Source organism: Methylobacterium pseudosasicola, from assembly GCF_900114535.1.
GTDB lineage: Bacteria > Pseudomonadota > Alphaproteobacteria > Rhizobiales > Beijerinckiaceae > Methylobacterium > Methylobacterium pseudosasicola.
The window spans coordinates 21,415-45,394 of the sequence record NZ_FOTK01000009.1; the positions used below are offsets into that span (position 1 = coordinate 21,415).

At 70.2% G+C, this 23,980-nt stretch carries 19 protein-coding genes; 10 read left to right on the forward strand and 9 right to left on the reverse strand.

The features are described 5' to 3' along the window. Nucleotide 1: 1 nt before the first annotated feature. Nucleotides 2-253: a hypothetical protein gene (locus BM228_RS11185; protein ID WP_007565173.1), complete on the forward strand. Its 252-nt coding sequence runs from the start codon at nucleotides 2-4 to the stop codon at nucleotides 251-253. Nucleotides 254-263: 10 nt separating this feature from the next. Here BM228_RS11185 and BM228_RS11190 read toward each other — a convergent pair whose 3' ends face one another. From BM228_RS11190 to BM228_RS11200, 3 genes are all read right to left on the reverse strand, one after another. After that, nucleotides 264-575, reverse strand: coding sequence for a hypothetical protein (locus tag BM228_RS11190; protein ID WP_092040014.1), 312 nt, complete (start codon nucleotides 573-575; stop codon nucleotides 264-266). Between the two features lie 15 nt (nucleotides 576-590). Beyond that, complete coding sequence (locus BM228_RS11195) at nucleotides 591-1,850, reverse strand: Zn-dependent hydrolase (RefSeq protein WP_092040017.1); 1,260 nt, start codon at nucleotides 1,848-1,850, stop codon at nucleotides 591-593. A 91-nt stretch (nucleotides 1,851-1,941) separates the two neighbouring features. Continuing rightward, on the reverse strand, nucleotides 1,942-2,172 hold the full coding sequence (locus tag BM228_RS11200) for a hypothetical protein (RefSeq protein WP_092040019.1): 231 nt from the start codon (nucleotides 2,170-2,172) through the stop codon (nucleotides 1,942-1,944). Between the two features lie 313 nt (nucleotides 2,173-2,485). Here BM228_RS11200 and BM228_RS11205 point away from each other — a divergent pair, with 313 nt between their 5' ends. Beyond that, entirely contained in the window at nucleotides 2,486-3,037 is a 552-nt protein-coding gene (locus BM228_RS11205; protein ID WP_092040022.1) for a PAS domain-containing protein, read from the forward strand. A 16-nt stretch (nucleotides 3,038-3,053) separates the two neighbouring features. Here the strand turns inward: BM228_RS11205 and BM228_RS11210 are convergent, their stop codons facing one another. From BM228_RS11210 to BM228_RS11220, 3 genes are all read right to left on the reverse strand, one after another. Continuing rightward, the gene (locus tag BM228_RS11210; protein ID WP_092040025.1) at nucleotides 3,054-3,488 is read right to left on the reverse strand and encodes a GlcG/HbpS family heme-binding protein; all 435 of its coding nucleotides are present in this window, start codon (nucleotides 3,486-3,488) and stop codon (nucleotides 3,054-3,056) included. A 408-nt stretch (nucleotides 3,489-3,896) separates the two neighbouring features. Further along, nucleotides 3,897-7,205, reverse strand: coding sequence for a DEAD/DEAH box helicase (locus BM228_RS11215; RefSeq protein ID WP_208612021.1), 3,309 nt, complete (start codon nucleotides 7,203-7,205; stop codon nucleotides 3,897-3,899). Nucleotides 7,206-7,343: 138 nt separating this feature from the next. Beyond that, nucleotides 7,344-8,492, reverse strand: coding sequence for an acyl-CoA dehydrogenase family protein (locus BM228_RS11220; protein ID WP_092040027.1), 1,149 nt, complete (start codon nucleotides 8,490-8,492; stop codon nucleotides 7,344-7,346). Between the two features lie 268 nt (nucleotides 8,493-8,760). On the opposite strand from BM228_RS11220, the gene BM228_RS11225 reads away from it, so the two are divergent. Together BM228_RS11225 and BM228_RS11230 are read left to right on the forward strand one after the other, a co-directional pair. Then, nucleotides 8,761-10,803 carry an ATP-binding protein gene (locus BM228_RS11225; RefSeq protein WP_092040335.1) on the forward strand — a complete coding sequence of 681 codons (2,043 nt, stop codon included), beginning with the start codon at nucleotides 8,761-8,763 and terminating at the stop codon, nucleotides 10,801-10,803. Between the two features lie 543 nt (nucleotides 10,804-11,346). Next, nucleotides 11,347-13,449, forward strand: a complete 2,103-nt coding sequence (locus BM228_RS11230; RefSeq protein WP_092040030.1) for a methyl-accepting chemotaxis protein — start codon at nucleotides 11,347-11,349, stop codon at nucleotides 13,447-13,449. Between the two features lie 160 nt (nucleotides 13,450-13,609). Here the strand turns inward: BM228_RS11230 and BM228_RS11235 are convergent, their stop codons facing one another. After that, the gene (locus tag BM228_RS11235; protein ID WP_092040032.1) at nucleotides 13,610-14,614 is read right to left on the reverse strand and encodes a DUF2891 domain-containing protein; all 1,005 of its coding nucleotides are present in this window, start codon (nucleotides 14,612-14,614) and stop codon (nucleotides 13,610-13,612) included. Nucleotides 14,615-14,723: 109 nt separating this feature from the next. Here BM228_RS11235 and BM228_RS11240 point away from each other — a divergent pair, with 109 nt between their 5' ends. Continuing rightward, nucleotides 14,724-15,479, forward strand: a complete 756-nt coding sequence (locus BM228_RS11240; protein ID WP_092040035.1) for a CDP-diacylglycerol diphosphatase — start codon at nucleotides 14,724-14,726, stop codon at nucleotides 15,477-15,479. Between the two features lie 16 nt (nucleotides 15,480-15,495). Here BM228_RS11240 and BM228_RS11245 read toward each other — a convergent pair whose 3' ends face one another. Both BM228_RS11245 and BM228_RS11250 read right to left on the reverse strand, forming a co-directional pair. Then, the gene (locus BM228_RS11245; protein WP_092040037.1) at nucleotides 15,496-16,023 is read right to left on the reverse strand and encodes a P-loop NTPase family protein; all 528 of its coding nucleotides are present in this window, start codon (nucleotides 16,021-16,023) and stop codon (nucleotides 15,496-15,498) included. Between the two features lie 207 nt (nucleotides 16,024-16,230). Continuing rightward, nucleotides 16,231-17,136, reverse strand: coding sequence for a LysR family transcriptional regulator (locus BM228_RS11250; protein ID WP_092040040.1), 906 nt, complete (start codon nucleotides 17,134-17,136; stop codon nucleotides 16,231-16,233). Nucleotides 17,137-17,312: 176 nt separating this feature from the next. On the opposite strand from BM228_RS11250, the gene BM228_RS11255 reads away from it, so the two are divergent. From BM228_RS11255 to BM228_RS11275, 5 genes are read left to right on the forward strand one after another with little or no spacing between them, the layout of a single operon-like run. Then, nucleotides 17,313-18,845 carry an ABC transporter substrate-binding protein gene (locus BM228_RS11255; RefSeq protein WP_092040041.1) on the forward strand — a complete coding sequence of 511 codons (1,533 nt, stop codon included), beginning with the start codon at nucleotides 17,313-17,315 and terminating at the stop codon, nucleotides 18,843-18,845. Between the two features lie 13 nt (nucleotides 18,846-18,858). Further along, nucleotides 18,859-19,776 carry an ABC transporter permease gene (locus BM228_RS11260; RefSeq protein WP_092040044.1) on the forward strand — a complete coding sequence of 306 codons (918 nt, stop codon included), beginning with the start codon at nucleotides 18,859-18,861 and terminating at the stop codon, nucleotides 19,774-19,776. A 13-nt stretch (nucleotides 19,777-19,789) separates the two neighbouring features. After that, nucleotides 19,790-20,743, forward strand: a complete 954-nt coding sequence (locus BM228_RS11265; RefSeq protein WP_092040046.1) for an ABC transporter permease — start codon at nucleotides 19,790-19,792, stop codon at nucleotides 20,741-20,743. A 55-nt stretch (nucleotides 20,744-20,798) separates the two neighbouring features. Next, a complete protein-coding gene (locus tag BM228_RS11270) occupies nucleotides 20,799-22,220 on the forward strand; it encodes a M20 family metallopeptidase (RefSeq protein WP_092040049.1) in 1,422 nt (473 codons plus the stop codon). Nucleotides 22,221-22,223: 3 nt separating this feature from the next. Beyond that, the gene (locus BM228_RS11275) at nucleotides 22,224-23,828 is read left to right on the forward strand and encodes an ABC transporter ATP-binding protein (RefSeq protein WP_092040051.1); all 1,605 of its coding nucleotides are present in this window, start codon (nucleotides 22,224-22,226) and stop codon (nucleotides 23,826-23,828) included. Nucleotides 23,829-23,980 lie beyond the last annotated feature (152 nt).

A 23,980-nucleotide genomic window follows, 5' to 3' on the forward strand; every position in this document is an offset into this window, starting at 1 on the left:
TATGGCTAAGCGCATCAAGTCGAGACCCCAGGAACGGGGCTTCATTCTGTTCGACGTCGTCTTCGAGGACGGCTCCCGGGCCTCGAACCGCCGTGTCCCGGCCGAAATCCTCGGCGGGCTCGACGGCGACGAGCCGGCCCGGCAGGTCATCGCCGAGCAGGAGGAGGAGATCGCCCTCAAGGCCGGGCGGCCCGGCCGCGAGATCCAGAGCCTGACCCGCTCGCCGATCATCAAGCCGAAACCGATCGCCTGACCGGTCCCGATCAGACCGCCCCTTCGACCACCTCCAGCGCCCGCAGGATCGCAAAGCCGATCCGTTCCGCCTCGCCCTCCGCGTCGGTGGTAGCCGGCAGCAGCGCCACGGTCTCCACCGCCTCCTCGTCCTCCGGGCCGACCACGATCCGGAACACGTCCCCCTCCTGGGCGGCCGGGTCGCGGATCAGGCCGACCCGGTGGCCCGCGGCCGCGCCAAACAGGCGCAAAGGCGGCTGCTCGGGATCGGGCTCGGTCCGCTCGGGCGCCGGGGCAACGCGGGGGGCGCCGAAGGTCGGGCGGATGACGTTGTCGTCGGACATGCCGAACCTGCCTCCTCAGGACCGCGCGATGCCGGCGGTGGCCAGCACCGCGTCGGCCAGCACCTCCATGCCGGCCCGGGCCCAGTCCGGCGTGATGCTCTCGGCCTCGTTGTGGCTGATGCCGCCGTGGCAGGGACAGAAGACCAGGGCCGCCGGCACCATCCGGGCGCAATAGACGGCGTCGTGGTAGATCGCGGTCGGCATCCGGCTCCAGGCATGGCCCCGCGCCTCGGCGGCCGCCTGGACCCGGTCGACCAGCACCGGGTCGAAGGGGGTAAGCGGCGCGCGCCAGAATTCTTCCACCCGGATCGTGACGTTGCGCGCGGTCGACAGCGCGTCCGCCCGGGCCAGGATCTGCTCCCGCATCGCCTCCAGCTGCCCGGGATCGCCGTGGCGGGTGTCGAGGCTGAACCAGACCCGGCCCGGGGTGATGTTGCGGCTCGCGGGCTCGGCGGTCAGGACACCGACGGTGGCGCGGCCGCGCTCGCCCTCGGGGCCGATGGCCGCCCGGGCGATATCCTCCAGCGCGCCGATCAGCGCCGCCGCGGCCATCATGGCATCGCGCCGCCCGGCCATGGGGCTGCCGGCATGGGCCTCCTCGCCCAGCACGGTGATCTCGTACCAGATCTGGGCGAGCGCCCGGTCGACCACCCCGATGGTCAGGCCGGCATCCTCCAGGCGCTTGCCCTGCTCGATATGCAATTCGAAATAGGCGCCGATCCCGCGAAGAGTCGCCGGATCCGCCTCCCCCTGCCAGCCGATCCGTCGAAGTTCTTCGCCGAAGACGTGGCCGGCGAGATCGCGGGTGGCCATCACGTCGGCCTCCGGGACGATCCCCATGGCGACGCCGCTGCCGCTCATCGGCGGGGCGAAGCGCGAGCCCTCCTCGTTGCACCAGTTGATCAGCAGCAGCGGCGCCTCGGTCTCGATCCCGGCCTCGTGGAGCGCGCGCAGGATCTCCAGGCCGGCGAGTACGCCGAGCGGCCCGTCGAACTTGCCGCCGGTGGGCTGGGTGTCGAGGTGGCTGCCGATGGCGACGGGCTTCCGGCCCGGGTCGCGCCCCGGCCGGTGGAACACCATGTTGCCGATCCGGTCCACCGTGAGGGTGAGCCCGATCGCCTCGCCCCAGCGCTGGAACAGAGCGCGCCCCTCGGCGTCCCGGTCGGTCAGGGTCTGCCGGTCGTTGCCGCCGTTGGGGAGCGCGCCGATCCGGGCGAGCGCCATCAGGCTGTCCCAGAGGCGGTCCTGCGAGAGCGGGAGGTTGGTGCGATCCATGCCCGTGTGATCCCGCGTGCCTCGGCCGACCATATACCGGAGGCGGCGACGTTAGGCCGTGATCCCTCCCGGCACCAGGGCGGGTCCGGATTCAGAGGGTCGGGTCGGGAAAATCCTGGGCGTGCAGGCTCCAGATCGCCCGCCCGTCCTCGGCCGAGACATAGACCGCGTTGGCGCCGAGTTCGGCCAAGTCGAGATCGATCCGCTTGGCTGCCGCGACCGCGTCGGAATCGTCCTTCGCCGCGAAGGCGTGCCGATACAGGTCGGGGCCGAGCATCCCGTCCGGCTCGCGGTGGATGGCCCGGAAGATGTAGGTGCGCATTAGAGACCTGAAACGATACGGTATCCGAGCAGGTAGAGCGTTTATCGCGGAAGTGGATACGGGCTTAGCGACGAAGTGAGCGCATCACGAAAAGCTTTACGCCGCGTTTGCCCGGTACGAATGCAGCCGTCACGCTAGCGAAAAGCAGTACCCGTCCCGGAGCGGGCGCCGGAGACCCGTGACGACATGTCCGAGCGCAGAGTGGCGATTGATCAGGATCAACCCTGGACACGAAGCATTGGGGCTGCATGTGTCGCAACGGGCTGTCGGCTGACAGGCGAGGGACAGGCCGCAGCCGGGGTTGGGGGATTGAATGGCGTTGGCATCGACGGCGGCCTCCGCTCTGGAGGATGCAGGCTTTGTCGGGACCTGGGACACGGATGTCCTGGCCGGCCGATCCGTGCTCGATGCGGGTGCGGCCGCCCTGCTGTCCGGGGATTCGAGCCTTGCCGGCAAGCCGCTGCCGCTGGATGTCGCCCTCGGGCGCGTCCATCCCGAGGATCGCGGCTGGGTTTTCGACCGGATCCGCGCGGTGCGCCGGACGGGCGGCCCGGTCTCGCTGGAATTCCGCGTGCTGAGCGAGACCGGCCACGTTCGCTGGATCCTCAATCGCGGCCGTCTCGCCCCCGATTCGCTGGGGTCCCTGCGCGGCCGCGGCGCCTATATCGACGTGACCGATCTCTATGCCGGCCCATCACCGTCCGCGAACGGCGACGCCTCGTCCCAGGCCAAGCAGCTGGAAGCCGCCGCCGACCATTGCATCCGGGTCCATTCCGCGCTCGAGCGCTACGGCAACGAGAACCTCCGGCTGATCTCGAGCATGCTGCTGCTCGGGATCGGCCGGGCGCTGGCGCTGCGGGACTAAGGCCGCCGGCCTTGGCTCAGGTCCGCCAGGGATGGGCGGGAAGTTCGGTCTGGCCGATGGCCTTGGCGCCGGCCTCCGCCACGACGTGGTCGTTCTCGACCGTGGAGCCGCTGACCCCAATCGCGCCCGACATGACCCCGTCGGCGTCGACAATCGGGATGCCACCCGGGAAGGTGATCAACCCGTCGTTAGAATGCTCGATGCCGTAGAGCGGGCCGCCGGGCTGGGACAGCTGGCCGATCTGGCCGGTCATCATGCCGAAGAACACCGAGGTCTTGGCCTTCTTGTGGGCGATGTCGATCGAGCCGACCCAGGCGTCGTCCATGCGGTGGAACGCCTTCAGGTTGCCGCCGGAATCGACCACCGCGATGCACATCTGGGTGTCCAGCTCCTTGGCCTTCGCCCGCGCCGCGGCGATCGCCCGCTCGGCTTGCTCAATCGTGACGTGCATGGTGCCTCCCTGGTTGGCCCGGGGAATGCACAGGCTCGCGAGACGGTTCCAGCGGACCCGGGCATGACCCGTTCCAGTTGAAAAGGCCCGAGCGGACGCTCTTGGTCAACTCCAGGATCGCGTCCGTCATGGGGGGAGCCGGACGACAGGCCGGGCGCCCGCCTTGCACGGGGTTCATGGGCACCCGGCCATGCGGCCGTACCGAAGCCGAAAGGGCAAGAGACCCCGGTACAACGGCGGGACCCGACCGATCCGGCGCGCCAGCCATCGGCGCGCGGATGTCCGGTCGGGGGATGGCTCGCCGCAGATGGGCCGCGGCGGGCCTGCTGTCACTGATACGATTGTACCGGTCCGGCCCCGGCGCCCCTCACAAGCGCGTGATAGCGGTTCGCCAGGGTTGGAGCTGCCTCATTCGGCACTCTCCCGAGCGGCCCGGATCCGGTCGAGGAGGTCGGCCGCCAAGCCGGCGCGGGCCTCCGCATCGGCGCAGGATTGCCGCCAGACCACGCGGCCCTGGCGCAGGACGATCCCGTCTTCGGCCTGCATGGCCGGCAGCGGCCGATCGGCCCTGAGATCGGCCGCGACCCCTTGCGGTCCGCCGCTGAGCCGGGCGACGCCCAGCCCGCAGCAGGCGGCGCGCAGCCGCGCCAGGGTGAACAGGGCCAGGACCGGGGCCGGTGGCGTACCGAAGCGGTCCTCGACCTCCCCGGCCAGGGCCTCGATCGCCTCGCCGTCGCGCAGGCGCAGCAGGCGGGTGTAGAGGCTCAGGCGGATTTCCGGCTCGGGCACGTAATCCGCCGGGATCCGGCTCGGCAGGCCGATCTCGATCTCCGGGCTCCAATCCTCGGCCGGTTCGCCCTTGGCGGCGGTGAGCGCCAGCTGCAGCAGGTGCTGGTAGAGGCCGAGCCCGACCAGTTTGGCGTGGCCGGCCTGATCCTCGCCGACGAGGTCGCCGGCGCCGCGCAGGTCGAGGTCGCGGGCGCTGACCGCGAAGCCGGCGCCGAGCCGGTCCAGCGCCTCCAGGGCGCGCAGACGCTGCAGGGCCGCCGGCGGGGGCGGCGCGGCCGGATCGCTGAGCAGGTGAACGACCCCGCGGCGCTGGCCCCGGCCGACCCGGCCGCGCAGCTGGTGGAGCTGCGCCAGCCCGAACCGGGCCGCCTCCCAGACCAGCATGGTGTTGGCCCGGGGCACGTCGAGGCCGCTCTCCACGATGGCGGTGGCCAGCAGCACGTCGCCGTCGCCATCGGCGAAGCGGACCATGACCTCGTCCATGGCCGAGGGCTTCAGGTCTCCGTGCGCCACCAGCACGTCGAGGCCCGGCACGAGGGCGCGCAGGCGCTCGGCCATGGGGGCGATGTCCTCAATGCGCGGGCAGACGACGAAGCTCTGGCCGCCCCGGCGATGCTCGCGGATCAGGGCCTCCCGCACCGCGTCGGCCTCGAACGGCGCCACCACGGTCCGGACCGGCTGGCGCATCACCGGGGGCGTCGCAATCACGCTGAGGCTCTGGAGGCCGACCAAAGCCGCCTGGAGGGTCCGCGGGATCGGCGTGGCGGTGAGCGTCAGCACGTGCCCACCTTCGGCCAGGCGGCGCAGATCCGCCTTCATCTTGGCGCCGAAGCGCTGCTCCTCGTCGATCACGGTCAGGCCGAGATTGGAGAAGCACACGCCGCGCGCGGCCAGCGCCTGCGTGCCGACCACGAGCTGGATCGACCCGTCGGCCAGCCCGGCCTTCACCCGCTTGGCCTCGGCCGGCGAGACCAGCCGAGAGAGTTGCGCGACCTCGACGCCGAACCGGCCGAAGCGCCGGCGCAGGGTCTCGACATGCTGGCGGGCCAGGACCGTAGTCGGGGCGATCAAGGCAGCCTGTTTGCCGGCAAAAACCGTCGCCGCGAGCGCCCGTAGCGCGACCTCGGTCTTGCCGAACCCGACATCGCCGCAGACCAGCCGGTCCATGGGCCGCCCGGAGGCGAGGTCGGCCATCAGGGCATCGACCGCGGCGGCCTGGTCCGGCGTCGGGGCGAAGCCGAAGCCGGCGGCGAACCGCTCCATCTCGCGGGAGGGTGGGGCCAGGACCGGGGCCTCGGTCTCCCGGCGGGCGCGGGCGGCGTCCAGCATCACCCGAGCGGTCCGGGCCATGGTGGCCTCTGCCTGGAGGCGGCGGCGGGCCCAGGTGCCGCCGTCGAGCTTATCGAGGGTGACCGCGTCGGGCTCCGGGCCGTAGCGCCAGATCCGGTCGGCCTGGGTCACCGGCACCATCAGGATCGTATCGCCGGCAAAGCGCAACCGCAGGGCCTCGGAAGGCTCCGCCCCGTCTGCCAAGCCCCCGGGCGCCTCGACAGGCTCCAGCCCCTCGAACACGCACAGGCCGTGGTCGCGGTCGACGGCGACATCGCCCGGGCGCAGATCGACCTCGCCCATCGGCAGGATTGCCCGGGCGGTGCCGGACACCGCAGCGTCCGGCCCGAACAGGTCGGCGGCAGCGAACAGGGTCGCCCCCCGGGCCGGGACCCGGAAGCCGGCCCCGATCGGCGCCTCCAGGGCGAGGATGTCGCCCGGCGCCGCCTCGGCGAGATCCGACCAGCCATCGATCAGCCGGACCGGGCGCTCGGCGATCTTGCCGGCCTGGCGCACGAGGCGTCGCAGCGGCTGGCGCGAGCCGGCCAGCACGATCACGTCGCCAGCCTTCAGCCGCTCGCGCATCGCCTTGGCGAAGGCGGTTTCCGGCCGGCGCTCCCGGGCGAAGACCGGGACCGTGACCGGCTCGGAAGCCGCATCCGTGGCGGTGGCGTGGATGCGCGCCGCCACGAGGTCCCGCCACACCTTGGGCGTCAGGTAGAGACCGTCACCACCATTTCGCAGGCCGCCACGGGGTGACCGCCGGGCTCCGGCTTCCTCCATCTGCTCGTAGAAGGCATCGACCCGGGCCTCTGTGCCATCCTCGACCACGAGCCGGGCCTCGGGCACGTAATCGAGCAGGGTGACGAGGTGCGGATAGTAGCGGTCGAGCCGATGCTCCTGCCCGGTGAAGGGCTCGAAGCTCTGGCCGGAATCCGGCGCCAGGATGATCTCGGTGGCCGGGTCGATCACCAGATCCGCGACCTCGACGACGGAGCGCTGCGAGATCGGGTCGTAGGAGCGGATCGCGGTGACCCGACCCTCGGCGTGCTCGATCCGGCAGGGACGCGGCGCGGCGGCGGGAAACACCTCGACGGTGCGGCCCCGGACCGCGATCTCGCCCGGCTCGTCGACCCGCTCGTCGAGGATGTAGCCGAGACGCTGGAGGTCGGCCGTCACGGCGGCGACGTCGAGGGGGTCGCCAACCCGCAGGGTCACCCGGGCCGTGGCCCAGGTCTCGGGCGGGGGCACACGCTGGATCAGCGCTGGGGCCGTGGTCAGAACGAAGGCCGGCAGGGCGTCCCCGTCGGTGAGCCAGCGCATCGTGGCGGCCCGGGCGCCCATCATGGCCCGCGACGGCGAGGCATGGTCGAGCGGCAGGCAATCCCATTCCGGGTAGACGGCGACGCGGGCCTCCGGGTCCAGGGCTCGGAGCGTCGCGGCCAATTCTTCCAGGCGCCGTGCATCCCGGGCAACGTGGACCAGGGGCACGGCATCCTCGGCCAAGCCCAGCAGCGCCACTGCCAGCGCGCCGGTCGGCATCAGCGGCGCGTCCTCGGTCTCCTGATGGGCGACCGTCTTCGTCCTGCGCTTGGCCATGCCTGATCCGAACCTGTCCCGGACGCTGGAAACGCCGGGGGACCGTCAGGGCTCCCGGCCGCAGCCACCCGATTCACAGACGCGATGCCGCATTCCGAAAGGCTTGATTCCCGGATCCCGGCCGCGGCCGCTCGGGGTTCAGGCTTCGTCGAGCCAGATGTCGCCGCTCGCCTGCGGGGCCCGCAGCACGTGGCGGGCGCCCTCCGTGAGCGCCCGATCGGGGCCGGGCTGGCGCAGGTAGGTGGCGAGGTCGCGGGTGAGGCGCTCCAGCGGGTGGTCGCGCAGGAAACCTTGCAGGCCGACCGAGCGCTGGGCCAATTCAAGCAGGTCGAGCCCGGCGCGCTCCACCGCGAGGCGCGCGAGGTTCACGTAGGCGATGATCCCGTCCGGATCGCCGTCATCGGTCACGATCGCGGCGGCGCGCGACACCCAGAGGCGCGCGGTCTCGGCGGCGATCACGCCCTCGCCGAGGCGGGCGAGCTGATGCGGATCCTCGCCGCGGCCGGTGGCGACGAGATGGCCGCGCCACGCATCGAGCAAAGCCTCCAGGCCGCCGAGCTGGACCGCGAGGAAGCGCCAGGCGCCCCCCGAGAAATGCGGCTGCGCCTGGTAATCGTCGGGGGCACCGACCGGCGTGAAGCGTTCGGCGCCCAGCCCGGTGAAATCCACGGTTCCCGTCGCCGAGGCCCGCATCCCCTGCGCCCGCCAGGCCGAGAGATCCGCCCGCTCGCCGGGCTCCAGGGCGACGACGATCATCTGCGAGCCGCCGGTAGCGGGCTGCGCGGTCACGAGGGCCCGGGTCACGAACCCGGCCCCCGACGCGAAGGTCTTCACGCCCTTCAAGACCGGGGCGCCGCCGGTGCTGTCGATCTTGAGGCCGTTGCCCGGCGGCTCGGTGTTCCAGACGCCGAACAGGTGGCCCTGCGTGGCGTCAGCGAGCAGGTTGTTGCGCGCCTCGCCGCTGGCATAGCGGGCGACGAGTTGGACCGCGTTGACATGACCCTCGTAGACGCGCCCGAGGGCGAGGCTGCCGGCGCCGATCCGCGTCAGCACCGCGCGCAGGACCGACCCGTCCGGCTCCTCGCCGAGGCCCGCGCCGCCGTCGCGCCGGGGGACCGGGGCGGCCAGCAGGCCGAGTTGGGCCAGCGCCGCCACATCCTCGGCCGGAAAGCCGCCGTCGTGATCATGGCGTCCGGCCCGACGCGCCGCGCCGGCCGCGACCTCACGGGCCGCCGCAACCGGATCGCCCTGGGTGTCCCAGGCGATATCGTCGAGTCTGAGGTCCACGCCTGCCCCGGTCACAAGAAGCTTGAATGAGCAACCCGCCGCGACTCGCTTCGATACGCCGTGCGACGATACTGCACATCGTGAAGGATTGGGCTGCGGCGGCGAAGGCCCTGCGGCGCGTCGATCTGCACCGGGCGACCCGGCCCCGAATCGACGCCCAGGCGTTGTAGAGAGGTCCGGCTTAACAAGCCGTCAGACCGCCGCTGATGATTCACTTGGGGGGGTCGGTGCCGTGGGCTATGACGCAGCCGTGTCGCGGAACGAGACCATGTCCTGCCCGTCGGGCTTCGAATGCCAGCATCCCCAGCGCCTCGCGGCTCTGCGCAGCTACGCCATCCTCGACACCGCGCCGGAGCACGCCTTCGACGAGATCGCTCGGCTGGCGGCCGTGTCCTGCGGCACCGCGATGGCGCGGATCACCTTCGTCGATGCCGAGCGGCAATGGACCAAGGCTGCCTTCGGCCACGCGGCACCGGACCGGCCCCTCGAGACCGGCTTCTGCCTCGAGACCTTGGGCCAGGCGGGGGCGCTGGTGCGGCCGGATTGCGGGGCGGTCGCCGGCGAGCCGGACCTGCGCTTCTACGCCGGCGTGCGGCTCGCGACCTCCGAGGGCTGGGCGATCGGCACGCTCAGCGTCCTCGACCGGGAGCCGCGCAGCCTGACCGAGCCGCAGATCTTTCTCCTGGAAGGTCTCGCCAGGACCCTCATGAACCTGCTGGAGAGCCGGCGCACCGGGGCGCTGCTCAAGGGGCGGGCGGACCATCTGGAGGCGCAAGTCGCCGCCCAGACCCGCGACCGCGACCGGGTCTGGAACCTGTCGCCGGTGCTGAAGCTCGTCTCGGCCAAGGATGGGCAGGTCCAGTCTGTGAACCCGTCCTGGAGCCGGGCGCTCGGCTGGTCCGAGGAGGAGACCCTGGGCCGGAAAGCCATCGACTTCGTGGCCGCCCCGGAACGCGAGGCGGCCCTCGCGGCCCTTCAGCCCCTGTGCGAGGGCCGGCGGGCCGAGGATGTCGAGCTCTCCTGCCTGACCCGCGACGGCGACCGGCGCCGGGTGCTCTGGACCGTCGTCCCGGAGGATGGCCTGTTCTACGGCTTCGGACGCGACATCACCGAGCAGCGCCAGGCCGAGGAAGCCCTGCGGCAATCGCAGAAGCTGGAGGCGATCGGCCAGCTCACCGGCGGCGTCGCCCACGACTTCAACAACCTGCTGACCATCATCCGCTCGTCGGTGGAGTTCCTGCGCCGTCCGGAACTCGCCGAGGAGCGCAAGCGCCGCTACCTCGATGCCGTCTCCGACACGGTGGACCGGGCCGCCAAGCTCACCGGCCAGCTCCTCGCCTTCGCCCGGCGCCAGGCGCTCAAGCCCCAGGTCTTCGACATCTGCGAGCGCCTGCGCAGCATCTCCGACATGCTTGATTCGGTCACCGGCGCCCGCATCCAGGTGGCGACCGACCTGCCCGACGGGGCCTGCTTCGTGCGGGCCGATGAGAGCCAGTTCGAGACGGCGCTGATCAACATGGCGGTGAATGCCCGCGACGCCATGGATGGGGAAGGCAGCCTGACCCTGCGCCTCGAGAGCGGCAGCCCGATGCCCCCGATCCGCGGCCATGCCGGCGCCCCGGGGCCGTTCGTGGCGGTGGTGGTGGCCGATACCGGCGCCGGCATCCCGGCCCCGGACCTCGTCCGGATCTTCGAGCCGTTCTTCACCACCAAGGAGATCGGCAAGGGCACCGGCCTCGGGCTCAGCCAGGTCATCGGCTTCGCCAAGCAATCGGGCGGCGATATCGACGTGGCGAGCGCCCCGGGAAGCGGCACCCGCTTCACCCTGTACCTGCCGCAGGTCGCTGCCCCCTCGGAGGCGCCCGATTCCAGCCGGGACGACCGGCGCGAGCCGGAGCCGCAGCGGAGCCTGTGCATCCTGGTCGTGGAGGACAATCTCGGGGTCGGGCGCTTCTGCACCCAGATCCTGGAGGATCTTGGCCACGCGCCGATCTGGGCGAAATCCGCCGAGGAGGCGCTCACCGAGCTGGAGCGGACGCCCGACCGGTTCGACGCGGTCTTCTCGGACGTGGTCATGCCCGGGATGGGCGGCGTCGCCCTCGCCCGGCACCTGCAGATCACCCGCCCGGACCTGCCGGTGGTCCTGACCTCGGGCTACAGCCACATCCTGGCCACCGACGACGCCCACGGATTCATGCTGGTGCGCAAGCCCTATTCGGCCGAGCAGCTCGCCCAGGTGCTCTACGAGGCGACCCAGCGCCGGAGCGGACGGGGGGTCGGCGTGCCGACGAACGGACGCGCACGTCCTTAGGGCCGTTCCCGATCGCATGACGGTTCGGACCGACGGAGATCCCGATATCTCCCGCATTCCAAAGTGCTGTGCAGCAGCCTCGAATGCGGCCTCCGCTTCGCTCCGTCGCCTCCGAATGCGCGCGTCTTTCGGCTTACTGGCTCGCTCGCGCCCGTAACGCTGTTGAATTGGTTGAGGCCAGAAAGACCAGACATTGAAAGATTCATAGCCTGTCAGGATGAAAGACAGGATGGGAAAAACTGATCGAACAGGCTCTCAGCCCTTGATTTGACCCGCCGGCCTCCATCGAACCGATATTCGTTTCGGTGACGAACGATCTGAAACACGATCATCAACCCGAGAATATGCAACCAAAAATAGAGTCTGCTGTGTTCAACAGGCGTTGATCTTGGGAGCAGCATCTGCAAAACCTAGAATCATAGCTGTCTTTTGTTTTGTCAACTCACCAATTGGCAGAGATATGTTGTAGTAAATAATCTTAGATTTGTAAAAAAGTTATATCTTTTATAAAATAACTTTACCTCAGAAAAGAGGGCGCTTTACATGCAACGACTGTCTCGCCTGTCGATCGGCGCAATTTTTTGCGTGATTCTGTTTGCCATGAGCCTGATGCTGCTCGTCTCGGACATCTCGACGCTGCTCGACGTGTCTCGCAAAGCCCGCGAAAGCGTCCGCACCGTAGCCCTCACCCAAACCAGTAGCGCGCTGCTCCGCTCCGTGATCGCGACTCGGGACGCGCGAGGCACCGTCATGAAAGTCCTTGTCGGCGAAACGTCCATCACCGACGCGGACAAAGCCGTGCTGTCGTCGATGCGCCAGATCTGGCTCAACAGCATGGACGCGCTCTGGACTTCGACCCGCCAAGTCGACGTGCCCGCCGTGCAGGCAACACTTGAGCCTCTGAAGCACGCGCAGGAGGCGCTCGTCGAATTCCGTCCGCAGCTCGACGCCGCGCTTGCACGCCCGAAGGCGCAACGCGATGCCGAAATCCAGAAAACCTTCCTGGTTGTCTCAGGCAATCTCCTCGACGCGTTCGCGGCAACCATCAAGGCGGTCGATGCTGCCATTCCACGCGCGGATGCCGCTCTCGGGCAGTACCTCGACATCAAGCGCGCCGCCTGGGCGACGCGGATCGCAGTTGGCGTATCCTGGGGACGGATGGAAACCACAGTCGCGGCTGGCGGGAGCTGGTCACAGGCCGAAATCGTCGCCGCCGCCGAGGAACGGGCCCGTCTCCTGACCGCGTGGGCCGCCGTCGTCGATGCGGTCACCGACGATGTGCCGGAGACGATCCGGGTCGCCTTCCAGACGGCCAAAGCCAGCAACTTCGAGGGCGACACCGCCACGCGGCGCAAGGTCATCACGGAGGCCTTGAGCGCGGGCACACCACCCGGCGTCACCTTCGAGGATCTGCGCGGACGCAATATGGCGGACGCGGCGAAAGTCCTCGCTCTCGCGAACGCGGCCCTCGACGCCATGATCGACCGGGCTGGTGTTCTCGCGGCCGAGGCACACGCTGCCTTGCTGCACACCGCCCTTTTCCTGGCCGGCTCGCTCGTGCTGGCTGTCGTCGGGACGTTCATCGTCTTCCGCCGCGTGTTGCGGCCGATCCACGGCATGACCCGGGCCATGGGCGCTCTCGCAGGTGGCGATGCCACCATCGTCGTCCCGGCTCAGGACCGCCAGGACGAGATCGGTGCCATGGCCAGGGCCGTGCAGGTGTTCAAGGACAATCTGATCCGCACCAAGGTGCTTGAAGCCGAGGCTGCCGAGAGCCGCCGCCGCGCCGAGGACGAGCGCCGGGCGGTCACGCGGCAGATGGCGGGGGCTTTCGAGGCCGCGGTTGCCGGCATCGTCGCCCAGGTCGGCACCGCGGCCACGGAGTTGCAGAGTACGGCCCGGCAGTTGACCACGACGGCCCAGGTGACAGCCAGCCAATCCGGCACGGTGGCGGCCGCCGCCGAGCAAGCGGCCGCCAACGTCAACACGGTCGCGGTCGCCACCGAAGAACTGGGCAGCTCCATCCAGGAGATCGGCCGCCAAGTGCAGGGCTCGACCGATATGGCGGAGCGGGCTGTCGGCGAGGCCGACCAGACTTCCGCCCTAGTCACCGAGTTGAGCGCTGCGGCCGCTCGGATCGGCGACGTGGTGCAGCTGATCGCGTCGATCGCAGCTCAGACCAATCTGCTAGCCCTGAACGCCACGATCGAGGCGGCCCGGGCCGGCGAAGCGGGGCGGGGTTTTGCCGTGGTGGCAGTCGAGGTGAAGGAGCTCGCCGCTCAGACCGCTAAGGCGACCGAGGAGATCGCCGGCCAGATCGCCCGGATCCAGGGTGTGACCGGCGAGGCGGTGGGGGCGATCGACACGATCACCGGGCGGATCCGTGAGATCAACACGGTCGCAACGACGATCGCGGCGGCGGTGGAGCAGCAGGGCGTCGCGACGCAGGAGATCGTGCGCAACGTGACCCAGGCGAGTGCGGGGACGCAGGAAGTCACCGGCAATATTGCTGGGGTGGCGAAGGCCTCGGAACAGTCCACGACAGCGGCCCAGCATGTGCTGACGGCGGCGACGGCGCTTTCACGGCAATCCGAGCAGCTCGCGGCCGAGGTCGATCGCTTTCTCGCGACCGTGCGGGCTGCCTGACGGTCGTATGAATCGAGTCGGTCCGAAAAGCGCGCCTGCCGCAACCGCGAATCGCGCGCTGAGAACCGTTCCAGATCGCGTTGCAATCGGGAACGGCTCGCAGTTCTTGGTTCAACGCGCTCGCTTACGCCGAACCGGTGCCCACTTCGGCGGCGCGCGCTCAGGCCTCCAGGGCCAGCACCGCGAAGGTCGCGAGCCAGTGCTCGCCCATGTAGTCGCCGGTGACGTGCGGGAGACCCGCCGCCAGATGGGCCTCGGCCGCGGACGAGAGCGGTGGGCGGCGGGGATCGTTCGGTTCCAGGGCGGCGGCGAGCGAACGGAAGCACCAGGCCCGGCTGAGGTTCAGCCCATCGAGATGGGCGATCTTGCCGTCGCTGCGGTCGGTCACGGTGGCGGGCCGGAACAGGGTCGCGGGCCGCCCCGCCGCGAGATCCGGCAGGAACCGGTCGAACCAGGGCCGGAATCTGTCCGCCGGCAGGAGGCGGCGCAGGCACTCGGCCTCGATCAGCGCGGAGGACAGGAAGTCGTCGCCCCCGGGCTCGCCCCAGGCGGGGCAATCCGTGTCGGCCCCGTACCAGCGCTCGGCGGTGCGCAGCAGCAGATCGAACAGGGCCGCGTCGCCCGCCCCCTCGGCATAGTCGGCCGCCAGCCGCAGGGCGAAGGCGGTGTTGAAATGGGTGCCGACCCGCACCGGATAGGGGGCGATCGGCAGGAACGCGCAAACTCTCTGCACGATCATGCCGGTGAGCGGCGCCAGGGCCTCGGCCCAGCGGCTTTCGGGCAGGCCGGATAACGCGTCGGCGAGTTTCAGGAGCCAGGCCCAGCCGTAAGGCCGCTCGTAGCCCCGGGCGGTCGGAGCGGCGAAATAGGCGCATTCCCCCGCGACCTTGTCGGGCACTAGCTGCGCGTCGAACTGCTTTCGGATCGCGTCCGCCTGCGTGCCGTCCGGAAACAACCGCAGCACCCGTGCCAGCAGCCAATATCCGTGGACGCAGGAATGCCAATCGTAGCTGCCATGGAAGACCGGGTGCAGCGCCGCGGGCGTGCGGGCATCCTCCGGCCCCGCCAGGACATGGCCGGGCTTGTTGGGATATTCGCGAGCGACGTGGCCGAGGGCGACCATCGCGAAGCGGGCGGCGATTTCCGGGGTGAGCGCATTCGGCATCGCGGGACTTCCAATGCGGCACCGGGTGCTTTGCCGGCGCGGCCCAAGACGGTTATCGCAAGCGTGGCGAGCCGGGCAGTCCGCCGGCATGATCGCATCGGGATTTTGCATGCGCCGTGCGCTGATCGCCGCCCTCGTCGTAACGCTCGCGATGCCGGCCGCGGCGGCGCCGGATCCCAGCCGGGACGTGCTGTGGGCCGCGCTGAAGACCTGCGTGCTCGCCAAGCGGATCGCCGACCGGACGTTTCCGTGCCTCTCGGTCGATCTCGGCGACAAAGACCGCCCCGGCTCGGCGGTTCTGCGCGCGCCCGGCGAGCCGACCCACATCGTGGTGATGCCCACCGACACCGTGGCCGGACTCGAAGCTCCGGTCCTGCGCGGGCCGCGCGGGGCGGCCTATTGGCGGGCGGCGCTGGCGGCGCGCCCGTTCGTCTCGGACGCCCTCAAGGGCAAGCTGCCCCCCGAGGCGGTGGGTCTCGCGGTCAACTCCGCCCGGGGCCGGAGCCAGGACCAGCTCCATATCCACCTCGATTGCATCAAGCCGAGCGTGCTGGCCGCCGTGAAGGCGCATGCGCGGCAGATCCGCGGGACCTGGACCCGCTTCCCGGTGCCGCTCGCCGGCGATCGCTTCCACGCGATGCGGGTGCCGGAAGCGGAAGCCGAGCGCTTCAACCCGTTCGCGGCCCTGCGCACCCTGCCGGGCCCCCGGCCGGACCTGCACCGGACGAGCTTTGCCGCGGTGGCGACGCCGCCGGGCGATCCCGAACCGGGTTTCCTGCTGCTGGCCTACCGGGCGCCGAGCGCCAGCGCCGAGGACGTGATGGACCATAGCTGCGCCGTCGCATCGGGCCGCGGCGGGGCCTGAGGCGGGGTGCCGCCGATCAGCGATCGAGCCCGGCCGTTAGGGAGAAGCGGGTCAGCGCGCCCGGCGTGTCCAGCCGGAGCTTCGGCAGGCCGATGCGGTCGAATAACTCCGTGTTGCGTCTGCGGATCGCCGGGGAGGCGAGGACGATGCAGCGGATCATGTCCCACTTCACGCTGTCCCGGCCGCCTCCGAGCGCACCGGGCCGATTGCGCTCGAACCAGCATCGGCGCAGGTATCGAAAGAATCTCGTCGCCGTCGGGACATCGAGCAGGATGCCGCCCGTCGCCCGCTCCAGCCGCTGGGGCAGGTACCGGGTGTAGTTGCCGTCCATCACCCAGCGCGGTTCGAGGATCGCCGCCTCGTGCAGCGCGCGGAATTCCTCCTCGGGACGCGGCTCCCAATCGGTGTTCGGCCGATGCTGAAGCTGGTCGAGATGGATCGGCGGCAGGCCTCGGGTCCGCCCGATCGCGGCCGCGAGGGTGGATTTGCCGCTGTTCGACGGACCGATGATGCAGATGCGCGGCCCAAGCTCATCAAGAATCATGGACTTGTCCTGACACCCGCTGACAGCATTACCGTATAGATCCGGATCGGCAAGGATGTGCCGCACATCGAGCAAAACGATGAACCTGGCGCAGGACTGCCGCGTCGCGACGAGATTGCTGCGCCAGATCGAGGCCGTGACCGTTCCTATGCTTGGTTCATCGCCGATCCTTGCTACGCGGCGGCGAGGACGCGGCCGAAGATCGGCTCAGCCCGCCCCCTTCGGCGGCGGCAGCGCGTCGGTGAGCTGGCGCAGAAATCCCCGCACCGCCCGGGGCAGCCGCCGGTCGCGCATGGCCTGAACCTGGATGCCCCGGGCCAGGCTCGCCTGCGCGCGGATCGGCAGGCTGACCAGCGCGTTCAGGTCCACCGGCGTCCGCACCGACAGAGCCGACATCAGCGCGAGACCGCGGGACTTGCGCACGAACGGCAGTAGGGCGGCCAGGTTGTTGGCGGTCAGGACCGGCTCGACCACGATGCCCTCGTGCAGGCAGGCCGCGTCGAACACCTGCCGCAGGGTCGTGTCCCGGGTCGGCAGGGCGACCGGATAGTTCGGCAGGTCGCAGAGCTGCACGCGCTTCGCCCGCGCCAGGGGATGGTCGGGGGCGGCCAGTGCCCGCATGTCGACCTCCCCGTCATACAGCACCTCCACCTGGGTGGTCGGTGCCAGCGCGAAGGTGATGCCGAGATCGGCCTCGCCCGCCGCCACCATCTGGGTCACCTGGGCGGGGGGCAGCACCGTCACCTCGAAGCGGAGGCCGGGATGGGCGGCGTGGAAGGACGCCACGGCGTTCGGCACTATGTCGAGGGCGAACCCCTCGGAGCTCGCCACCCGGATCAGGCCCCGGGCGAGGCCTTCCAGCTCGCGAATCTCGGTGACCACCTGCTCGGAGCGGATCAGCACCTGATGCGCGTGCTGAGCCAACAATTCGCCCGCCGGGCTCGGCACCATGCCGCGCGGGCGCCGCTCGAACAGGACGCAATCGAGCTCGGCCTCCAGGTTGGCGATCTGCCGGCTGATCGCGGAGGCGGCGACGTTGAGCTGAGCCGAGGCCGCCGCGATCGAGCCGGTGCGGGCCACGGCCAGGAAGTAGCGCAGCCCGCTCGTCTGCATTATCTTGCCTCGAAAGTCATTATTCCGCATCTCCGTTGCCGAATCGGCAAGGCAGCGCTCGCCAAATTCTACTTGTTGCGATCCCAGATGCACAACATCATGGCAGGGTGAAAAAGGCGGCAGTCGCGGACTTGCTCCCGACACTTCGCCGTCGCGCCGTCGGAGACGGAGTCGACATGCCGATACGGACGATCACCTTCGCGGCTTCCTTGGCGGCGTCTCTGACCGCGCTGGTCGCGGCGAGCCCGGCACTCGCCGGCAAGGCCGACGACACCCTGGTCTACGCCTCGGACAGCGAGCCGGAAAACGTCAGCCCCTATCACAACAGCGCCCGCGAGGGGGTCGTGCTGGCCCGCAACTGCTGGGACACGCTGCTCTGGCGCGACCCGGCGGACGGCACCTACAAGCCGATGCTGGCCACCGCCTGGACCTGGACCGACGACACCACCCTCGACCTGACGATCCGCGAGGGCGTGACCTTCCACAACGGCGACCCGCTCGGGCCCGAGGACGTCGCCTTCACGTTCAACTACGTGCTGACCCCCGAGGCCCGCACCGTCACCCGCCAGAACGTCGACTGGATGAAGTCGGTGGAGGTCACCGGCCCGCACAGTGTGCGGATCCACCTGAAGGCGCCGTTCCCGGCGGCGCTCGAATACCTCGCCGGCCCGACCCCGATCTTCCCGGCCTCCTATTTCAGACGAGTCGGTCTCGACGGCTTCGCCAAGGCGCCCATCGGCAGCGGCCCGTACAAGATCACCAAGGTCGATAGCGGCCGCGGCGTCACCATGGAGCGCTTTGCCCAGTACTGGGCCGGCAGCCCGCTCGGGAAGCCGAAGATCGGCAAGCTGCAGTTCCGGGTGATCCCGGACGGCGAGAGCCGGATGGCCGAGCTGATGACCGGCGGCGTCGACTGGATCTGGCGGGTGCCGAGCGACCAGGCCGAGCAGCTGCGCGCCGCCCCCAACGTCACCGTGCTCAATTCCGAGACGATGCGGGTCGGCTTCCTGCAGTTCGACACGCTGAGCCGCGCCAGGGAGAACTCGCCGCTCAAGGACGTGCGCGTCCGGCAGGCGATCTCCTACGCCATCGACCGCAAGGCGATGGTCGACAACCTCGTGCGCGGCGCCTCCCGGGTGATGAACGCGCTCTGCTTCGTCGACCAGTTCGGCTGCACCGACCAGGGGGTGATGCGCTACCCCTACGACCCGGCCAAGGCCAAGGCCCTGCTCAAGGAAGCCGGCTATCCGAACGGGTTCGAGATCGATCTCGGCGCCTATCGGGAGCGCGACTATGCCGAGGCGGTGATCGGCTATCTCGGGGCGGTCGGCATCAAGGTGCGGCTCAACTACCTGCGCTACGCCGCGTTCCGGGATTCTCTGCGGGCCGGCAAGATCTCGATCGGCTACCAGACCTGGGGCTCGTTCTCGGTCAACGACGTCTCGGCCTTCGACGGGGTGTATTTCCGCGGCGGCGAGGAGGACCTGACCAAGGATCCGCAGGTGATCGCCGACCTGCAGGAGGGCGACGGCTCCACGGACCCGGAGAAGCGCAAGGCCGCCTACGCCAAGGCGCTCCAGCGGATCGCCGCCCAGGCCTACGCCCTGCCGATGTTCTCCTACGCGACCAATTACGCCTTCACGTCGGACCTGAACTTCACCGCCCAGCCGGACGAGGTGCCGCGCTTCTACGCGGCGTCCTGGAAGTAAGGGGGGCGGCACCGTGCTGGCCTTCACGCTCCGGCGTATCCTGGTCGCCCTGGCGGTGGCCTTCACGGTCTCGGTGGCGAGCTTCATGCTGCTCCACCTCTCGGGGGACCTCGCCACGGCCATCGCCGGGCCGGAGGCCACGGGCCCCCAGATCGTGCAGATCCGCAAGGATTACGGCCTGGACCAGCCGCTCCTGGCCCAGTTCCTCGCCTGGGCCTGGAAGGCGCTGCACCTCGATTTCGGCCATTCCTTCTACTTCCGCGAGCGGGTGATCGACCTGCTCGCGGCCCGCCTGCCGATCACGCTCTATCTCGGAATCATCGCGCTCGGCGTGGCCCTGTTCGTGGCGGTGCCGCTGGGGGTGATCGCCGCGGTCAAGCGCGATACCTGGATCGACCGGCTCGCCCTGTCGATCTCGGTGCTCGGCCAGGCGATGCCGAGCTTCTGGTTCGGGCTGACCCTGATCCTGATTTTTTCCGTGAATCTCCGCTGGTTGCCGGTCTCGGGCAACGCCACGTGGAAGAACTTCGTCCTGCCCGCGGTGGCGCTGGGCTACTACGCCATGCCGGCGGTGATGCGGCTCACCCGCAACGGCATGCTGGAGGTGCTGGCCTCCGACTACGTCCGCACCGCCCGGGCCAAGGGTCTGCCGCCGCGGAAGATCCTGGTCCGGCATGCGCTGCGCAACGCCGTGATCCCGGTGATCGCCCTGGCGGCGGTGCAGTTCGGCTTCATGCTCGGCGGCTCGATCGTGATCGAGGCGGTGTTCTCGCTGCAGGGGCTCGGCCAGCTCGCCTGGGAATCGATCGCCCGCAACGACTTCCCAGTGGTCCAGGCGATCGTGCTGGTTCTGGCGATGATCTACATCGGCCTGACGCTCGCAGCCGACCTGCTGAACGCCTTCCTCGATCCGCGCCTGCGCCAATCGTGAGGATGCGCCGCCCATGAGCCTCCCCCCCGACACGGCGGCGCTCGCCGCCCCCGCCCTGCCCCAGAACCTCGAGGTTCCGATCGAGGTCCCGGCCGCCCTGGCGCCGGTGCGCTCGCCCACCAGCCTCGCCCTGCGGCGCGGCCTGCACCACGGCGGCTTCCTGATCGGGGCCGGCATCCTCGGGCTGATCGTGCTGGCCGCCCTCGCCGCCCCGCTGATCGCCCCGCACGACCCTTACGCGCAGGACGTCTCGCGCCGCCTGATCCCGCCGATCTGGCAGGCCAAGGGCACTTGGGACCACGTGCTCGGCACCGACAAGCTCGGGCGCGACTATCTCAGCCGCCTACTCTACGGCGGCCAGATCTCCCTGTTGATCGGGATCTCGGCGGCGTTGATCTCCGGGGTGATCGGCACGGTGCTCGGCCTCTGCGCCGGCTATTTCGGCGGCTGGGTCGATTCGGTGGTGAGCTACATCGTGACCACCCGGCTGGCGATGCCGGTGGTGCTGGTGGCCCTCGCCATGGCGTCGCTGGTCGGCGGCTCGCTCAAGGTCGTGGTGCTGGTGCTGGGTTTCTTGCTCTGGGACCGCTTCGCCGTGGTGACCCGGGCCGCCACCCAGCAGATCCGCAACCAGGATTTCGTCAGCGCGGCGCGGGCCGCCGGCCTGACGGACCTGCGCATCATCGGCCAAGAAATCCTGCCCAACATCCTCAACGCGCTGATCGTGGTGGCGACGCTGGAGATGGCCCACGCAATCCTGCTGGAGGCCGCCCTGTCGTTCCTCGGGCTCGGGGTGCAGCCGCCGCTGCCGTCCTGGGGCCTGATGATCGCCGAGGGCAAGCAGTACATGTTCTTCCAGCCCTGGGTGATCACCATCCCGGGCGTGGCGCTCCTCTTCCTCGTGCTGGCGATCAATCTCCTGGGCGATGGCCTGCGGGACATCACCGCCCCCGAGGGGCGCAACTGATGCGGATGCGCCCGATCAGCCTCGTCACAACCTTCCTGTCCTCCGAGATCACACCATGACGCGAGACGACGCCATCGCGCGCGCCACCGAGAGCTTCGACGCGGGCGCGTTCCTCGCGCTCCTGCGGGAGGCGGTCGCCTACCCGACCGAGAGCCAGGCCCCCGGCCAGGAAGCGGCCCTCCACGCCTATCTCGACGCCTTCATCACGCCGGTCGTCACCCGCCTCGGTTTTGAAACGCCAAAAAAGTACGACAATCCGGACGGGGTGCACGGCCCGTTCCTGATCGCCGAGCGGCACGAGGGGCCGGACCTGCCCACCGTGCTGATCTACGGCCACGGCGACACGGTGCGGGGCTATCCCGAGCAGTGGCGCGCAGGGCTCGGCCCCTGGGAGATCGTGGTCGAGGGCGACCGCTGGTACGGGCGCGGCACCGCCGACAACAAGGGCCAGCACGTCCTCAACCTCGCGGCCCTGGAGCAGGTGATCGCGGCGCGCGACGGCCGCCTCGGCTTCAACGTGAAGCTGCTGATCGAGATGGGCGAGGAGGCCGGCTCCCCGGGCCTGCGCCCGTTCTGCCGGGCCCAGAGCGAGGCCCTGCGGTCCGACGTGCTGATCGCCTCGGACGGGCCGCGGCTCAGCGCCGAGCGCCCGACGCTCTTCCTGGGATCGCGCGGGGCCTACAATTTCGAGCTGAGCTTGAACCTCCGCGAAGGGCCGCACCATTCCGGCAATTGGGGCGGCCTGCTGCGCAACCCCGGCACCGTGCTGGCCTCGGCGATCGCCTCGATGGTCGATGCCCGGGGCAGCATCCGGATCGAGGCCCTGCGGCCGCCGCCGATCCCCGAGGGCGTGCGCGCCGCACTCCGGGACATCCGGGTCGGCGAGGACCCGACCGCGCCTACGATCGATGCCGATTGGGGCGAGCCCGGGCTGACCCCGGCCGAGCGCGTCTTCGCCTGGAACACCCTGGAGGTCCTGGCCTTCAAGACCGGCGATCCGGACGGGCCGCTCAACGCCGTGCCGCCCCACGCCAAGGCGACCCTGCAGCTGCGCTTCGTGGTCGGCACCGACTGGCAGAACCTGATCCAGAACGTGCGCGCGCATCTCGACGCGAATGGTTTCCCGATGATCGAGGTCCGGCCGGCGCGCGCCGCGGAGGTGTTCCAGGCGACGCGTCTGCCGGTGGAGGACCCCTGGGTGGACTGGGCGCTTCTATCGATCGAGGCGAGCACGGGAAAAAAACCGGCCCTGCTGCCGAATCTCGGCGGCTCGCTGCCGAACGACGCCTTCTCGGAGATCCTGGGGCTGCCGACCCTCTGGGTGCCGCATTCCTACCCGGCCTGCCGCCAGCACGGGCCGGACGAGCACATGCTCGCCTCCAGCACCCGCGAGGGTCTGGCGATCATGGCCGGGCTGTTCTGGGATCTCGGCGAGGCCGGCCCGGACATTTTACGACGCCGCGCGGCCAGGAGCTGAACCATGAGCGAGCCGGTCGTCCGCATCCGCGATCTGACGATCGCGCTCCCCAAGGGCGCCGACCGTCCCTACGCGGTCGAGGGCCTGAACCTCGACCTGGAGCCCGGCAAGATCCTCTGCGTGGTCGGGGAATCGGGCTCGGGCAAGTCGATGAGCGCCTACGCGCTCACCGGTCTGCTGCCCCGGGCGCTGAAGCCCGAAGCCGGCTCGATCCTGTTCGAGGGACGGGACCTCCTCACCCTCGACGAGCCGGCCTGGCGCGCCTTGCGCGGCCGGCGCATCGCCATGGTGTTCCAGGAGCCGATGACCGCGCTCAACCCGGTGATGCGCATCGGCGACCAGATCGCCGAGATGTTCGAGGCGCATAACCTGCTCACCCGGGCCGAACGGCGCGCCCGGGCCGTGGCGCTCGCCACCGAGGTCGGGCTGCCCAATCCCGAGGAGGCGGTGCGGGCCTATCCGCACCAGCTCTCCGGCGGCCAGCGCCAGCGGGCGATGATCGCCATGGCGCTGGCCCTGGAACCGTCGGTCCTGGTCGCCGACGAGCCGACCACCGCCCTCGATGTCACCACGCAGGCCCAGATCCTGCGGCTGATCCGCGACCTGCAGCGCAAGCGTGGGATGAGCGTCCTGTTCATCACCCACGATTTCGGCGTGGTCGCCGAGATCGCCGACCAGGTGGCGGTGCTCCAGCGCGGCCGGCTGGTGGAATCGGGCAGCGCCGAGGCGGTGTTGCGCGATCCGCAGGCGCCGTACACGAAGGCCCTGCTCGCCGCGGTGCCGAGCCTGACCCCGCCGGCTCGCGCCACCGTTCAGGCGGCCCCGGTGGCCCTGTCGGTGATCGGGCTGTCCAAGACCTATGCAACCAAGGCAGGGCTGTTCGGCAAGCCGCGAGTGGTCGCGGCGGTGAAGGATGTCGCCTTCGACGTGCGCCGCGGCGAGACGCTGGGGCTCGTCGGCGAATCAGGCTCGGGCAAATCGACCACGGCGCGGCTGGCGATTCGGCTGATCGAGCCCGATGGCGGCACCGTCCGGCTCGGCAGCCTGGACTACACCGCCCTCCGGAGCGCCGAACTGCGGCAGCAGCGCAGCCGCATCCAGATGATCTTCCAGGACCCGTTCGCGTCCCTGAACCCGCGGCGCACCGTCGAGCAGATCATCATCGCGGGCCCGATCGCCCACGGGGTGCCGGCCGCGGAGGCGCGGGAGCGCGCCCGGAGCCTGCTCGACCTCGTCGGCCTCGATCCCAAGGCGGCCGCCCGCTACCCGAACGCCTTCTCGGGCGGCCAGCGCCAGCGCATCGGCATCGCCCGGGCGCTCGCCATGGAGCCGGACGTGCTGGTGGCCGACGAGGCGGTCTCGGCCCTCGACGTCTCGGTCCAGCGCCAGGTGCTGGACCTGCTGGAGGACCTGAAGCAGCGGCTGTCGCTGGCGATGCTGTTCATCACCCACGACCTGCGGGTGGCGGCCACGATCTGCGACCGGATCGCCGTGATGCATCGCGGCGCCATCGTGGAGATGCGCGGCACCGCCGACCTGTTCGCCGCGCCGGAGCACGCCTACACGCGCAGCCTCCTGGCCGCGGTGCCGGGGGCCCGCGCCTCGTAGGGGTGGGCTGGTACGCGCTGTCCCCTTCCTGGGACGCCACGGAACGGCCCTGGACACAGAGACAAGTTTTTTGGACGGACTCGGTCTGTTCCGTTTCGGGCCACCCGGTAGAATGTCCGCAGTTGTCGAGGGCCGAGCGCCCCGGCGGATCT

Bases quoted from the DNA above. Each gene is read 5' to 3' on its own strand.
- BM228_RS11195 (WP_092040017.1), bottom strand. From the start codon at position 1,850: ATGGATCGCACCAACCTCCCGCTCTCGCAGGACCGCCTCTGGGACAGC.
- BM228_RS11265 (WP_092040046.1), top strand. From the start codon at position 19,790: ATGAGCCTCCCCCCCGACACGGCGGCGCTCGCCGCCCCCGCCCTGCCC.
- BM228_RS11250 (WP_092040040.1), bottom strand. From the start codon at position 17,136: ATGCAGACGAGCGGGCTGCGCTACTTCCTGGCCGTGGCCCGCACCGGC.
- BM228_RS11235 (WP_092040032.1), bottom strand. From the start codon at position 14,614: ATGCCGAATGCGCTCACCCCGGAAATCGCCGCCCGCTTCGCGATGGTC.
- BM228_RS11215 (WP_208612021.1), bottom strand. From the start codon at position 7,205: ATGGCCAAGCGCAGGACGAAGACGGTCGCCCATCAGGAGACCGAGGAC.
- BM228_RS11185 (WP_007565173.1), top strand. From the start codon at position 2: ATGGCTAAGCGCATCAAGTCGAGACCCCAGGAACGGGGCTTCATTCTG.
- BM228_RS11255 (WP_092040041.1), top strand. From the start codon at position 17,313: ATGCCGATACGGACGATCACCTTCGCGGCTTCCTTGGCGGCGTCTCTG.
- BM228_RS11210 (WP_092040025.1), bottom strand. From the start codon at position 3,488: ATGCACGTCACGATTGAGCAAGCCGAGCGGGCGATCGCCGCGGCGCGG.
- BM228_RS11200 (WP_092040019.1), bottom strand. From the start codon at position 2,172: ATGCGCACCTACATCTTCCGGGCCATCCACCGCGAGCCGGACGGGATG.
- BM228_RS11230 (WP_092040030.1), top strand. From the start codon at position 11,347: ATGCAACGACTGTCTCGCCTGTCGATCGGCGCAATTTTTTGCGTGATT.
- BM228_RS11240 (WP_092040035.1), top strand. From the start codon at position 14,724: ATGCGCCGTGCGCTGATCGCCGCCCTCGTCGTAACGCTCGCGATGCCG.
- BM228_RS11205 (WP_092040022.1), top strand. From the start codon at position 2,486: ATGGCGTTGGCATCGACGGCGGCCTCCGCTCTGGAGGATGCAGGCTTT.
- BM228_RS11245 (WP_092040037.1), bottom strand. From the start codon at position 16,023: ATGATTCTTGATGAGCTTGGGCCGCGCATCTGCATCATCGGTCCGTCG.
- BM228_RS11190 (WP_092040014.1), bottom strand. From the start codon at position 575: ATGTCCGACGACAACGTCATCCGCCCGACCTTCGGCGCCCCCCGCGTT.
- BM228_RS11225 (WP_092040335.1), top strand. From the start codon at position 8,761: ATGTCCTGCCCGTCGGGCTTCGAATGCCAGCATCCCCAGCGCCTCGCG.
- BM228_RS11275 (WP_092040051.1), top strand. From the start codon at position 22,224: ATGAGCGAGCCGGTCGTCCGCATCCGCGATCTGACGATCGCGCTCCCC.
- BM228_RS11270 (WP_092040049.1), top strand. From the start codon at position 20,799: ATGACGCGAGACGACGCCATCGCGCGCGCCACCGAGAGCTTCGACGCG.